Here is a 13760-nt window from a genome sequence, read left to right on the forward strand (position 1 = left end):
CCACCAATACGATTTGACAGAGACCCAAAATTTAATGTACAAAAAAGCCACAAATTCTTAAAAATAAGAATTTGTGGCTTTTTATTTATGCACCCAAGAAGATTCGAACTTCCACCGGGAAAACTCCCGACAAGATCCTTAATCTTGCGCGTCTGCCAATTCCGCCATGGGTGCAACAAAACTATTACCTAAACTATATTAGCAAAAATCGGTAATAGTTACAACCTTTTTTCTCAAAATCACCTGCGTAAGGTTTGAATTAACCGCAGTGGGCCACCACATTTACCACATCGATACTTTTTTAAATTAATATGCCGCTTGCGATGATACAGTAACCCACAACTTTGACACTGATACACCAATTGCATCTTACTGCGTGAACTTATTTGGACCGCCGGCGCAAACCGAGACCCATGCACCTGTGCTAACAAGTGTTTAAAATCGGCATCCCGATGTTGATACCCTTGATGAGTTAAATGCAAGTGATAGTGGCACAATTCGTGTTTCACAATTCCCACCAATGTAGGCATGTCATGTTCAGATAACATTCGCGGATTAATATCAATATCATGTGTCTGTAGTTGATAGCGACCACCAGTTGTTCTTAACCGCTGATTGAAAAAAGCATGATGTTTAAATTGTCTGTGAAAATCCGTTAGTGAAATTTTCTCGACTAATTTTTGCAATTCAGTATCCGTCATTGATTTGCTTATTCGTTTGGATCAAGCATTGTAAGTTGGATTCGGTGCCGATCTAAATCAACACTTTCCACCCAAACTGTCACAACATCCCCAACCGAAACAGCTTCACCTGGATTCTTAACGAATTTCTTCGTTAATTTTGACACATGGACTAAACCATCTTGCTTCACACCAATATCTACAAAGGCGCCAAAATCGACCACATTTCGGACCGTCCCCTGAAGTTTCATATTCACTTTCAAATCTTCTAAAGTTAACACATCGCTGCGAAGTAACGGTGTTGGCATGCCATCCCGTAAATCACGACCTGGCTTTTTTAAACCATCAATAATATCTTCTAAAGTTTCTTGTCCAACGTCTAATTCTTGAGCAGTTTGAGCCACATTCAAACGATCTAATGCTTGAACAGCCTCATCTGTACCGATTTGATCTAACTTCAAGCCAACTTTACCAAGCAATTTTTTTGCGACTTTATAGCTTTCCGGATGAATGTCCGTATTGTCTAAGCCGTTTTTACCCTGCACAATTCGCAAGAATCCCACTGACTGCTCATAAGCTTTCGGTCCTAAACGGGGTACCTTTTTTAACTGATTCCGCGCCTCATAACTACCATTGTCATCTCGCCATGTCACAATATTTTGAGCAGTGGTTTTGGTTAAACCAGAAATATGCTCTAATAGTTGCGGACTGGCAGTGTTCAAGTTCACACCAACCTGGTTAACGGCTGTTTCAATCACTGTATCCAACTGATTGGTTAATTCCTTTTGTGGGACATCATGCTGGTACTGCCCCACACCCACTGCCTTAGGATCAATTTTAATTAATTCCGCAAGCGGATCTTGTAAACGACGCCCAATACTGATGGCACTCCGCTCTTCAACATGTAATTCTGGAAAAGCATCTCGAGCTGCCTTACTAGCAGAATATACAGATGCACCGGCTTCGTTAACAATCACATAATAAATTTTACGCGGAATCTCTTTCAAAACTTGCGCAACAAATTCTTCAGATTCTCGGCTAGCTGTCCCGTTACCAATGGCGATCATCTCAACTTGATAGTCTTCCAAAAATTGTTTAAATTCACCGGCAGCCGCCTGTCGTTTAGCTGCAGAAGCTGGCTTATGAGGATAAATAACTTTTTTAGCTAAGAATTTTCCGTTTGGATCCATAATCGCGAGTTTGCAGCCAGTTCGATAGGCTGGATCAAAACCTAATACAACTTTTCCTTTAATTGGTGCTTGCATCAATAAATGGTATAAATTTTCACCAAATACATTAATGGCCTGCGTGTTGGCCTCTTCACTAAGCTCATTGCGCAATTCACGTTCAATTGCGGGACCTATAAATCGTTTATAGGAATCCTCATAAGCCGCCTGTAAATACTTTACCGCGGGGCCTTCATGACTCCCAATAATTCGGAAATGAAGATAGCGCATAATGGGATCTTCATCCACATTAATTTGTGCCTTTAGAACTCCTTCTTTTTCACCGCGGTTAATTGCTAGAACTCGGTGAGACACCATATTTTCAATGGATTCATCAAAATCATAATAAAGTTGATACACACCCTGTTCGTCTTTTTCTTTTCCTTTAGGTTTAACTTGTGAACTGAAACGCCCTTTTTTATGCGTATAATTTCGAATCCAATCCCGAAATCCAGCACTATCCCCAAAAGCTTCTGCCAAAATTTCATGGGCGCCGGCAAAAACATCATCCACAGTTGCAACTTTTTTATCTGCATTAATAAATTCGCTGGCTTTTTGTTCCAAGCCAGTTTGTGGAAAAGTTAACAACCAAAAAGCGAAGGGTTCTAATCCCTGTTCTTTAGCGATTGTAGCTTTTGTTCGCCGTTTTTGTTTGTAAGGCAAATAAAGATCTTCAACCGTCTGAATTTTATCAGCAGCCTTAATCTGTTTTTCCAAAGCAGGTGTTAACTTATCTTGCTCGCCGATTATTTTTAAAACCTCATCACGGCGTTTTTCCAAAGTTTCTGCTCGTTTATAGCTACTTTGAATTTCACGGATCTGTACTTCATCCAGACTACCGGTTCGTTCCTTACGATAACGCGCAATAAAAGGAACAGTATCCCCTTCATCAAGTAATCCTAAAGCTGCATGAATTTGTTTAGGACGCACATCTGTAAGTTGCTTTTCAATAATCTTTACAATTCTATCTTCCAAAAAATTTCCACTCCAAACTAAAACTTTGAATTATTTCGTCATTGTCAAATACACACAGGCTTAAGTATAGCATGAAGTGTGCAAGTGAACGAAATGAATATTGTTTATACGTATGTGTCAAATTTTAGCCGAATTTAGTAGATCAAGCCTCTAATTAGATTTTATTTACGCTTTTTGGCTAACTTTGGTTCCGTTCCGGCGCTGATGTGGGGCCGTGTGGGTCGCTTGCGAGCTAACTTCTATCCTCAGGCCAGAAGTGGATCTCTCCAGCTCCCATGTCTCTGAGCGATAAATCGCCAAGTGACATCGACACACTCTTTCATCAACGCCTCCACTACACCTATTTACTTCCAGACTGCTTTTTAAAAAAATTTAAAAGTAGTATTCCGAGTCCTTTTTGTAATTTTAACCTGTAAATTTTATATATTTTGGCAGTTGGTTTTATAATAATGGGCTCAGCAGTGAAATTTTTGTTAATGCTTTAGCATTTATAAAAAGGCCAGTCTTTAAGATGTCTTTTGGCTTAAAGCTGTGTCCACTATTACGCATAAAGGTTGGTTTTCGTACCAAAAACCCACAATGTTTCATACGTTGTCGATTCTTGTGGCAAAAAAGCGCCGCAAAAACTCGCACTGCGTTCCAGCCTGATTGTTATAAAACCAACTGCCAAAATTTACTCGATTAAAAAACAAAAGAGACTCAAAGAACAAATTGCGTCTTCAAATCTCTCAATAAATATTTTGGTTAGATTCTAACCCACCATCATGTGCATGATCCGATCAAAGCCCTTTGAAACAGCTTCCATATCTTTATCTTGTGCTTGTTCAGCTTGAGCAAACATCGTTGAATCAAGACTTCGATTCTTCTCATCAATACTTTCTAACATTTTTTCACAATCAGCTGCATAGGTTTGATAAGCGGAAACAAATTGTTTGTGACGTCCCAAAACTTGAACGGGTGGTTTCGCATTCTTTAAAGTTTGGACATTTTTTTGATATAAATCTACCGCTTCTTTAAAGTTACTAACAATTTCATGCAGGTCTCGTTCACCCAAAGAATCTATTCCCTTTAAAGCCTGGGTCTTCTTCAGGTTTTGAAAATGAGGATCGACCTGTTTACCCATTTCATCAGTCTTATCCATGACATTTCCAATCAGGTTCACGTAACCTTGTGGATTTACTTTTCGCATTCTAATTTCTCTCCAATCTTAACGATGAGCACGGCGCTGGAACCATTTGACGATTTCAACAATCACCACAATTGATACTGACGCTCCAACTACGATTGCCCATTGATATAAGTCTAAATGAGTAACATGGAAAATATCATTTAAACCTGGTACAACAATTGTAACTGCCAACAATATAAACGATAACACAATTGCCCAATTAAAGAATTTATTTTTCAATGTTGTCGCACTAAAAATTGAACCATGAATTGATTTTGAGTTAAACGCATGGAATAACTGGATTAATCCAAGGGTTGCAAACGCCATAGTTAAAGCATCTGCATGTGCTAATGCGGATGAGGCATGCACTGGATGCAAAATTGCAAGTGCATACACGCCTAACGTAATAATTCCTTCCAAAAGTCCTTGATAGATCACGTTACTTGCGACTCCACCAGACAAGAAGTTACTCTGTCGGCCCCGTGGCTTTTGTTTCATAACATCTTTTTCAGAAGGTTCCAAGCCCAATGCAATTGCTGGTAACGTATCGGTCACCAGGTTAATCCATAAGATATGCACTGGCGCTAAGATTTGCCAACCCATCATCGTCATAACAAACAGGGTCAAAACTTCTCCCAAGTTTGCTGATAGTAAATATTGAATGGCTTTTTGAATATTAGCAAAGACTTTTCGACCTTCTTCAACCGCCACCACGATGGTTGAAAAGTTATCATCAGCTAAAATCATATCACTAGCACCCTTAGAAACTTCAGTCCCAGTGATTCCCATCGCAATTCCAATATCGGCTTGTTTCAATGATGGCGCATCGTTCACACCATCGCCAGTCATCGCCACAACTTTACCTTGTTTTTGCCAAGCATTTACAATTCGAACTTTATGTTCAGGAGCCACCCGCGCATAAACTGAATATTGTTTTACTTTTTTGGCAAAGGTTTTGTCATCCATTGTGTCCAATTCTGATCCCGAAATAACGGCATCATCTTGACCCTCTTTGATAATTCCCAATCGTTTCGCAATTGCTGACGCTGTATCGCGATGATCTCCCGTAATCATTAAAGGACGAATTCCAGCTTGTTTAGCTTCTTCAACCGCTTGGGCAACCTCAGGACGTTCAGGATCAATCATCCCGATTAAACCGGCAAAAATCAAATCTTGTTCAACCACTTCAGATTTTAAAGTATCGGGAATTTCATCAACAATTTGGTAGGCAAATCCAAGCACTCGAATCGCCTGGGTTGCAAGTTCATGATTAGTATCCAGAATTAGTTTGCGCTCTTTTTCGTCCATTGATTTGATTTCTTTTCCAGATTCAAACAACGTGGTGCGCTGCAATAACTCATCTGGTGCACCCTTGACGGTTTGGAGATAACGACCATCTGCTAACTTATTATAGGTAGACATTAATTTTCGTTCGGAATCGAACGGTACTTCAGCCACCCGTTCTTCAGATTGGACTAATTTATCAACATCTTCGTGCTTGTCCAAATTAAATTGAATCAAAGCCGTTTCCGTTGGATCACCAATCAGGCCATCCTCGGTCTGTTTTGTATCATTATTTAAAACCATCAACTCAAACAAATGATTATAAGGATAATCCTTAATTTGCAGGTCACGAGCATCATGCAATTTATTATTCACGAAAACTTTTTCAACGGTCATCTTGTTCTGCGTCAACGTTCCCGTTTTATCAGAAGCAATAATTTCGGTACCGCCCAACGTTTCAACGGCAGGAAGCTTACGAATAATCGCATGCCGTTTGGCCATTCGTTGTGTTCCTAATGCTAATGTAATGGTCACAATTGCGGGTAAACCTTCTGGAATTGCAGCAACAGCCAGAGAAATAGCGGTTAGCAACATATTAATGACTGTTTCTTCTCCCCGAACCATTCCGACAATAAACACAATAACGGCAACCACCAAAATCAATCCCGTAAGCACTTTACTTAATTGATTTAAATTGGCCTGCAAAGGTGTTGTATTTTCCTCAGCATTATTAATCATGTCAGCAATTTCACCAACTTGAGTATGCATCCCTGTTTCAACTACAACACCACTACCACGTCCGTATGTGACATTACTATTCATAAATGCCATATTAGTTTGATCGCCAATCGGTAGTTTTTCATCGGTCAAAACGGCGGTTGTCTTTTCGACAGGAGCTGATTCACCGGTCAAAGCTGATTCTTCCATTTTTAAGCCAGCAGATTCGATCAAACGTAAATCCGCAGGAATAATATCACCAGCTTCTAGTAAGACGATATCACCTGGTACCACATCTTCACTTTTAATAGTTTCGACTTTGCCGTTTCGTTTAACATGCGCTTGTGGTGCCGATAACTCTTTCAACGCGTCAATGGCCTGCTCCGCTCTGGCTTCTTGGAAAACCCCAAAGATTGCATTCAAGACAACCACCAATAAAATAATAATGGCATCAACGCCCTCACCCACGAACACTGAAACAAGTGCGGCGGCGAGTAAAACAATAATCATTAAGTTTTTAAACTGCGCAATAAATTTTTGCAGCAAGTTCGTATTCTTCTTGGCCTCTAATTGGTTTTTCCCGTGCTTCTCTAAGCTTTCTTGAACCTGAGACTCACTTAAACCATCTTGAGAACTGTTTAACGTTTTTAAAACGTCTGCTACCTGCTGATTATAATAATTGCGCTTTGTATCCTTCATTTGTTGCCTCCTTATATTTTCGACATGCCCGAATCTTTAAAAAAAGACCCGTGCATGCCCACACTAAAATGTGAACATCCACGAGTCTCACTTTTTCAGACAACACCAGATTTACTCTTGCTGATGATGTTGCCGCAGAAATAACTGCTAGTTACTCCCTCATGATTTGTTGTTAATTTATTATAACTATAAGTAAAGATAATAGCAAGGAATTTTCACATTTAAATTTTCATTGATTTTGAAAAACTAAAGAATTCCATATAGCTTAACTGGTTTAGCTAAAATTTGTCATACACTGTATACGGCAAATGACGTTTATGGGCTGTCTTTTGGTACCAGTTTTCAATTTTTTCGGCAGCCTTATCGTCAATATCATGACCTTCGAGATAATTATCAATATCATCGTAAGTCACACCCAAGGCAACCTCATCAGGTAATGCCGGGCGGTTATCTTCAAGATCAGCCGTTGGAACTTTTTCATAAAGATGTTTAGGGGCTCCCAATGCTGCTAACAATGCCTTGCCTTGCCGTTTATCCAAACGCCAGATTGGGGTTACATCGGCACCACCATCACCAAACTTTGTATAAAAACCAGTAATTGCTTCGGCGGCATGATCCGTACCAACTACAATTCCGTGGTTAGCACCCGCAATCCCGTACTGAGCAATCATACGCTCGCGAGCTTTAATATTTCCCTTATTAAAATCACTAATCTTTAACTTGTTGGCTTCAAGAGCAGCCACCATGGCATCAGCAGCCTCTTTGATATCAACCCGTTTAACCTGATCAGCTTGCATAAACTCAATGGCTTCCATCGCATCTGATTCATCTGCTTGCACGCCATAAGGCAAACGGACTGCAATAAATTGGTAATCATCTTTACCAGTTTCCGCACGTATCTCTGTAATTGCCATCTGCGCTAACTTTCCGGCTAACGTGGAATCCTGCCCACCAGAAATACCTAACACTAAACTTTTAATAAACGTATTTTTCTTTAAATAAGCCTTCAAAAAATCGACACTTCGACGAATTTCAACTTCGGGATCAATTTCTGGTTGGACCTTTAGACTCTTAATAATTTCTTGCTGTAACTCGCGCATTCCTGATCATCCCTGTTCATTAATTTTTGACGAATTAACATATTCTCGAACACCTTTAATGCTAGCCATTTTATGATCGTAGCACTTCTGCGATAAATCAACCGGATAGTCCTGAGGATTTAAATCACGTTTATATTCATCCCAGAGTGAATCCAACATATCACGAGAATAAGCCTTAATATCTTTTAACTCTGGCAACTGATAAACCAGTTTGCCATCCCTAAAAATCTCGTGTAACAATGGCCGAGCAGTAAAATCGCTGACCGTCTTATTAATATATGTGTAGTTAGGATGGAACATATAAATTGAATCTTGTTCCTGAGGCTTTTCGTCCCACAGTGTGACATAATCACCCTCTGATTTGCCATCACCATTTTTAGAAATCCGCCATACCTGCTTTTTACCAGGTGTAGAAACTTTTTCGACATTATTAGACAACTTAATGGTATCCACCATCTTACCATCCTCGCCCTCAATCGAAACCATTTTATAAACGGCTCCTAAAGCAGGCTGATCATAAGCTGTGATGAGTTTTGTCCCCACACCCCATACATCAATTTTGGCGCCCTGCATCTTCAAGTTTTGAATTGTTTTTTCATCCAGATCATTTGATGCATAAACTTTAGCATTGGGGAAGCCAGCTTCATCCAATTGTTCACGCACACGTTTTGAAAGGTAGGCCATATCACCACTATCAATTCGGACTCCCAAGAAATTATTCTTGTCGCCACGTTCTTTAGCAACCCGAATTGCATTTGGCACGCCACTCTTCAATGTATCGTAAGTATCAACTAAGAAAACACAATCATGATGCGTTTCAGCATAAGCCTTAAAAGCATCGTAATCGTTTCGGTAATATTGCACAAGCGCATGGGCATGGGTTCCACTGATGGGAATCCCAAATATTTTCCCCGCCCGCACGTTACTGGTGGCATCAAACCCACCAATATAAGCCGCCCGGGTTCCCCAAATGGCTGCACTCATTTCCTGAGCACGGCGTGTTCCAAACTCAAGCAAGTCATCACTGCCAACGACAGATTTAATCCGCGAAGCTTTGGTCGCAATCAGTGTTTGATAGTTCACCACATTTAAAATGGCCGTTTCAACTAATTGACAATCAGCTAGAGGACCTTCAACTTGCATGATTGGTTCACCGTTAAAAACTAAATCGCCTTCAACAGCCGAACGAATGGTTCCTTTAAACTTAAAGTCTTTTAAATAAGCCAAGAAATCATCTGGATAGTGTTCTGATTCTTTTAAATAGGCTAAATCAGATTCGGTAAAATGGAGTTTTTGAATATACTTCACTACTCGTTCCAAACCAGCAAAAATCGCATAGCCGTTATGAAATGGCATGTCTCGGAAGAAAACCTCAAAAACGGCATTCTTATTATGAATTCCTTGTTCCCAATAAGTTTGAATCATGTTGATCTGATAGGCATCCGTATGTAACGTTAAACTGTCATCCGGATATTTTTTAGTCATGACGAGTGTACTCCTCAGTAATTTAATGTTTTAATTATATTAACAACGTTGCACCTATTTTATCATTTTTTCTTAAGTGCGTCATTTTCAATACCTGAAAGGATCAATTTTATTATGAATAAGCCATTTTCAAGTATCGACATTTTGGGAATTCCTTTTGCAAACGCCACTCGTAATCAATTCTTAGATCAGCTACAGGGCCGAATTGAGCACCATCAAAATACATTCGTGGTCACGGCTAATCCTGAAATTGTGATGTATGCAAGAAAGGACCCAGCGTATCGAAAACTTATTTTAACTGCTGATTTCATTTCACCAGATGGCATTGGCATCGTGAAAGCTTCTCAAACGCTAAAAACACCTTTGCCAGAGCGTGTAACTGGTTATGATATTTTTACACACCTTTTAAACTGGGCCAACCAGAATAAAAAAAGTGTTTATTTTGTGGGAGCAAAACCACAAGTTATCAAACAACTGAAACTAAAATTAGCGCAAGATTTTCCGAATTTGCAACTTACTGGAGCTCATGACGGCTATTTTAAGTCCGATACCGAGATTGTGAATGTAATTGAAAAACAACAACCTGATATTGTTTTTGTAGCCACTGGTTTCCCTAATCAGGAAAAATTCATTGCCCACAATCGGCATTTAACCAAGGGACTATGGATGGGTGTTGGTGGCAGCTTTGATGTCTTTGTCGGTGCCGTTAAACGGGCGCCTAAATGGTGGCAGGTCCACCACTTAGAATGGTTTTATCGCTTGATAACCGATCCCCGTCGGCTAAAACGTCAGTTAATCATCCCTCAGTTCATGTGGAAAATTCATCAATTAAAAAAATAAAAAAAACCATGATCAGTTTGTTCACTTCTGAAAAATCAGAATAACAAATCGATCATGGCTTTTTATTTTAATTAACGATTTAAATAGAATTCAAACCGTTCCCCAACGTACTGAGTCCGCACGTACTCAAACGGCTTTCCGTCCTGCAAATAAGAAACTTGACGTAGCCGCAAGATGGCATCTCCCCGTTTTACTGAGAGGTATTCCGAAATTTTTTCCGAAGCCAACATTGCCGATACCGTCTGCGTTGCTTTGCCAGGAACTAAGCCAGCTTTTTTCTCTAAGGTTTCATAAAGTGAACTGGTAACTTCAGCTTTACTGAAATCTTTGACTAATTTTTCTGGCACCGTAGCTGTTTCAAAACAAATCGGTAAACCATCCGCATACCGAATTCGTTCCATTCGCAACACCAACTCACCATCGCCTAGCTCCAACTTTTCGCTTTCGCTCATAGAAGGTTGGCTTGCATGGTATGAAATCGTTTTGCTGGAGGGCTTTTTCCCTTGGGCAATCATAAGGTCCGTAAAACTAGTGACTCCAGACATTTTTTCTTGCACTTTTTGGTTAGCAACAAATGTCCCGGATCCCACCCGGCGCTCCAGAATTCCTTCATCCACTAACGTTTGAATGGCCTGACGAAGAGTCATCCGGCTTACACCAAACTGATCAGCAAGATCCCGCTCGGCTGGAATTCGATCACCAATGGCCCATTTTCCGGCTTCAATTGACTGCTTGATTTCATTATGAATTTGAATATAAATGGGTGATCCCATGTTTCCACCTCCTATAAACGAGCTAAAAGTTTTGAATAGCTACAAATTAAGAATTACTTTTCTGTGTTTGAGAACTCACGGCCGTAACTGTAAGTTGCTAATTTATTAAGATTATCATCAAATAAGTTTAAGTCAGCATCTTTGCCCACTTCAAGGGTTCCCTTGCTGTCTAAACCAAATTCAGTAGCTTGGTTTACAGAGCTCATTTGAACTGCTTCTTCGATTCCACAACCCATGAACTTCATGGCATTCTTGAAAGCATCTGTATACTCTAGAACAGATCCAGCCAAAGTGCCATCTGCTAAACGGGCTTGCTTGTCTTTAACATAAACTTTTTGACCACCAAGTTCGCTTTCGCCTTCTGGCATTCCTTTTGAACGCATCGAATCTGTAACTAACTCAATGCGTTCTGGTCCTTTGACTTCGTATGCTAAACGCAACATATCAGGGACAATATGGAAACCATCGCAAATTAATTCTGCATAAATATTGTCTTCCAACATAACATGGCCGGTAACACCTGGCTCACGATGCTTCCATTCACGCTGAGCATTGTATAAATGAGTACCATGACTAACTTTACTATTTAATAAGTCGGCCCGTTTGGCATTACTATGACCTACAGAGGGGACGATGCCATGTGCTAAACAATAAGATTCAAATTCATCAGCACCCTTGTCTTCAGGCGCCATCGTAATTAATTTAACTAAACCATTAGAAGATTTGTTCCATTGTTCCAGTAATTTAATATCAGGATCTTTAATGTATTGTTCTGGTTGAACACCTTTGATGACCGGATTGACAGCAGCTGCTTTAGCTACCCCCTTCATCGCATGATCAATATTCTCATTTGATTGGGTCATGGTTGTACAGAAGTAAGTGGTAATCCCTTCTGTGCGGGTCATTTTGGTAACCATTTCGTTAATTTGGTCTGCATCGCCGTCCATGGCATCAAAGCCATAACCACCGTGACTATGAACATCAATAAATCCTGGTGTCACAATAGTTTCAGCAGCAAAATGAATGTCATCATCTGGCAAAGGACGAAACTCACTCATTGGTCCTACTGCTTCAATTTGTTTGTTAAAACGAATGAAACCATCGTTAATCTTTTCTAAACCGGTATAAATCGTAGCGTGTTTCAATACAGTACTCATTAGTTAAAAATCCCCCTCAGTTTTATTTAAGTTCATTATAATCGGTATAGACCACAACTGCAAGTGAAAACTTTAACTTCACGGGGATTCTCCATGTTTTGTGCTGACTTTTATAGTTTTTTATAAATGGTTGAACGTACAAAATCGCACCCAATTGCTTGATACAAAAACGTTCATGGTAACAAAATTAGATTAAAATGCCGTCTCCCAGCAAATCCGGCCCGAAACTTAGTGCGAGTTCCAGGCCAAGTGAGCAGGAGAACGACAATTAACCTAATTTTGGTGGACTAATTCGTTTAATATCAGTAACTGAAGTCACTTTTATGCTTTTAACCCAAATAAAGATATTTTTGCGTTTTAAAGTAACCTAACTACTTGTATTAGAGTGCACACCAAGGTATATACTCTAGGCAAGTTTAAAAATGGAGGTTTAATTATGAGTAAAGTTATTGTAATCACAGGTGCTTCAAGTGGCATCGGACAGGCAACCGCAGAATTATTAGCCCGACAAGGAAACAAAATGGTGTTAGGCGCCCGTAGAGAGAGTCGCTTGCAAGAAATCGTAAAAAAAATTAAGGACGCTAACGGTGAAGCGACTTACGCAGTCACAGATGTCACTGATTTAGCAAGTGTAAAGAAACTCGCCCAAACCGCAATGGACCAATACGGTAAGATTGCTGTTTGGATGAATAACGCCGGTGTAATGCCCCAATCGACTTTCATTGAAGGTCGCGTTGAAGATTGGAATCGGATGATTGATGTTAATTTGCGCGGTGTTTTAAACGGAATTGCCGCAGCTTTACCAATAATGCGCAAACAGGCATCTGGTCACTTTATAAATACCTCTTCGGTTGCTGGCCATGCAACTCATCCAGGTGGCGGGGTTTACAGCGCCACAAAGGCTGGTGTCTTAATGATTAGTGAAGCGTTGCGCCAAGAAGAAGCGCAAGCACAAAGCAACGTACGGGTAACTGTCGTTTCACCCGGAGCAATCAATACAGAATTAGTTAACAGTATTACCGATCCAAATGTGAAAAAGGGAACTGCTCAGTATTACGATCAAGTTGCTATTAGTCCCGATCAGATTGCCAAGTCAATTGCGTTTGCCATCAACGCGCCAGAATCGGCAAGCATTAATGAAATCGTGATTCGGCCAAGCAAACAAGCCTAATGAAAAATATGATTGGTATTAAACAAGCAAGTAAGCTGTCGGAAACTTCTCCGGATACAATTCGTTATTACGAAAAAGTCGGAATTATTGCCCCCATCAAACGTGATAAAAATGGCTTTCGACAATTTTCAGAACGTGATATTCGGCGAATTAAGTTTATGCGTCACATGCGCACAGCGGGCTTAAATATTTCTTCATTGTTAGAATACGCTAATTTAATTCAGCAAGGAGATCAAACTAAGGACGAGCGTGTCACATTTCTAAAAGAACAGCGTGATCAATTACAAAAACAGCTCACAATTACACAATCTGCAATTGACCAGTTGAACTACAAAATCGATCACTATGATGAACATATGAGTGATGCAAAACACTTAATTTAAATCACCATGAAATTTCAGCTAATCACTTAGAAATCCATGTTTATTACTGACAATAATTATGCATAGTAAAACCCCCTCGTATTATATATTTTGAAACTTTGT

At 39.9% G+C, this 13760-nt stretch carries 11 protein-coding genes and 1 tRNA gene; 3 read left to right on the forward strand and 9 right to left on the reverse strand.

What is annotated here, in order from left to right:
* Positions 1–88: 88 nt before the first annotated feature.
* The 7 genes from IV84_RS06975 to IV84_RS07005 all read right to left on the reverse strand — a co-directional run bounded on the left by IV84_RS06975 (position 89) and on the right by IV84_RS07005 (position 9334).
* Positions 89–174: transfer RNA gene (locus IV84_RS06975), tRNA-Leu, on the reverse strand.
* A gap of 65 nt (positions 175–239) precedes the next feature.
* The gene (locus IV84_RS06980; RefSeq protein ID WP_046871998.1) at positions 240–701 is read right to left on the reverse strand and encodes a SprT family protein; all 462 of its coding nucleotides are present in this window, start codon (positions 699–701) and stop codon (positions 240–242) included.
* 8 nt (positions 702–709) lie between these two features.
* Positions 710–2881: a Tex family protein gene (locus tag IV84_RS06985; protein WP_056986314.1), complete on the reverse strand. Its 2172-nt coding sequence runs from the start codon at positions 2879–2881 to the stop codon at positions 710–712.
* A 751-nt stretch (positions 2882–3632) separates the two neighbouring features.
* A complete protein-coding gene (locus tag IV84_RS06990) occupies positions 3633–4070 on the reverse strand; it encodes a hypothetical protein (RefSeq protein WP_046871996.1) in 438 nt (145 codons plus the stop codon).
* 18 nt (positions 4071–4088) lie between these two features.
* Positions 4089–6749 (reverse strand): cation-translocating P-type ATPase, encoded by a 2661-nt coding sequence (locus IV84_RS06995; RefSeq protein ID WP_056986315.1) that lies wholly within the window; start codon positions 6747–6749, stop codon positions 4089–4091.
* Between the two features lie 278 nt (positions 6750–7027).
* Entirely contained in the window at positions 7028–7849 is an 822-nt protein-coding gene (gene nadE / locus IV84_RS07000; RefSeq protein ID WP_046871994.1) for an ammonia-dependent NAD(+) synthetase, read from the reverse strand.
* 6 nt (positions 7850–7855) lie between these two features.
* Entirely contained in the window at positions 7856–9334 is a 1479-nt protein-coding gene (locus IV84_RS07005; protein WP_046871993.1) for a nicotinate phosphoribosyltransferase, read from the reverse strand.
* 114 nt (positions 9335–9448) lie between these two features.
* Here IV84_RS07005 and IV84_RS07010 point away from each other — a divergent pair, with 114 nt between their 5' ends.
* On the forward strand, positions 9449–10174 hold the full coding sequence (locus tag IV84_RS07010; protein WP_046871992.1) for a WecB/TagA/CpsF family glycosyltransferase: 726 nt from the start codon (positions 9449–9451) through the stop codon (positions 10172–10174).
* A gap of 71 nt (positions 10175–10245) precedes the next feature.
* Here IV84_RS07010 and IV84_RS07015 read toward each other — a convergent pair whose 3' ends face one another.
* Together IV84_RS07015 and nagA are read right to left on the reverse strand one after the other, a co-directional pair.
* A complete protein-coding gene (locus IV84_RS07015) occupies positions 10246–10947 on the reverse strand; it encodes a GntR family transcriptional regulator (RefSeq protein ID WP_056986316.1) in 702 nt (233 codons plus the stop codon).
* 53 nt (positions 10948–11000) lie between these two features.
* Positions 11001–12104: an N-acetylglucosamine-6-phosphate deacetylase gene (gene nagA, locus IV84_RS07020; protein WP_056986317.1), complete on the reverse strand. Its 1104-nt coding sequence runs from the start codon at positions 12102–12104 to the stop codon at positions 11001–11003.
* A gap of 436 nt (positions 12105–12540) precedes the next feature.
* On the opposite strand from nagA, the gene IV84_RS07025 reads away from it, so the two are divergent.
* A complete protein-coding gene (locus IV84_RS07025; RefSeq protein WP_056986318.1) occupies positions 12541–13275 on the forward strand; it encodes an SDR family oxidoreductase in 735 nt (244 codons plus the stop codon).
* A complete protein-coding gene (locus IV84_RS07030) occupies positions 13275–13658 on the forward strand; it encodes a MerR family transcriptional regulator (protein WP_046871988.1) in 384 nt (127 codons plus the stop codon). The genes IV84_RS07025 and IV84_RS07030 overlap by 1 nt, the downstream gene beginning before the upstream one ends.
* Positions 13659–13760: the final 102 nt, after the last annotated feature.

Source organism: Pediococcus damnosus (assembly GCF_001437255.1).
GTDB classification, from domain to species: Bacteria; Bacillota; Bacilli; order Lactobacillales; family Lactobacillaceae; genus Pediococcus; species Pediococcus damnosus.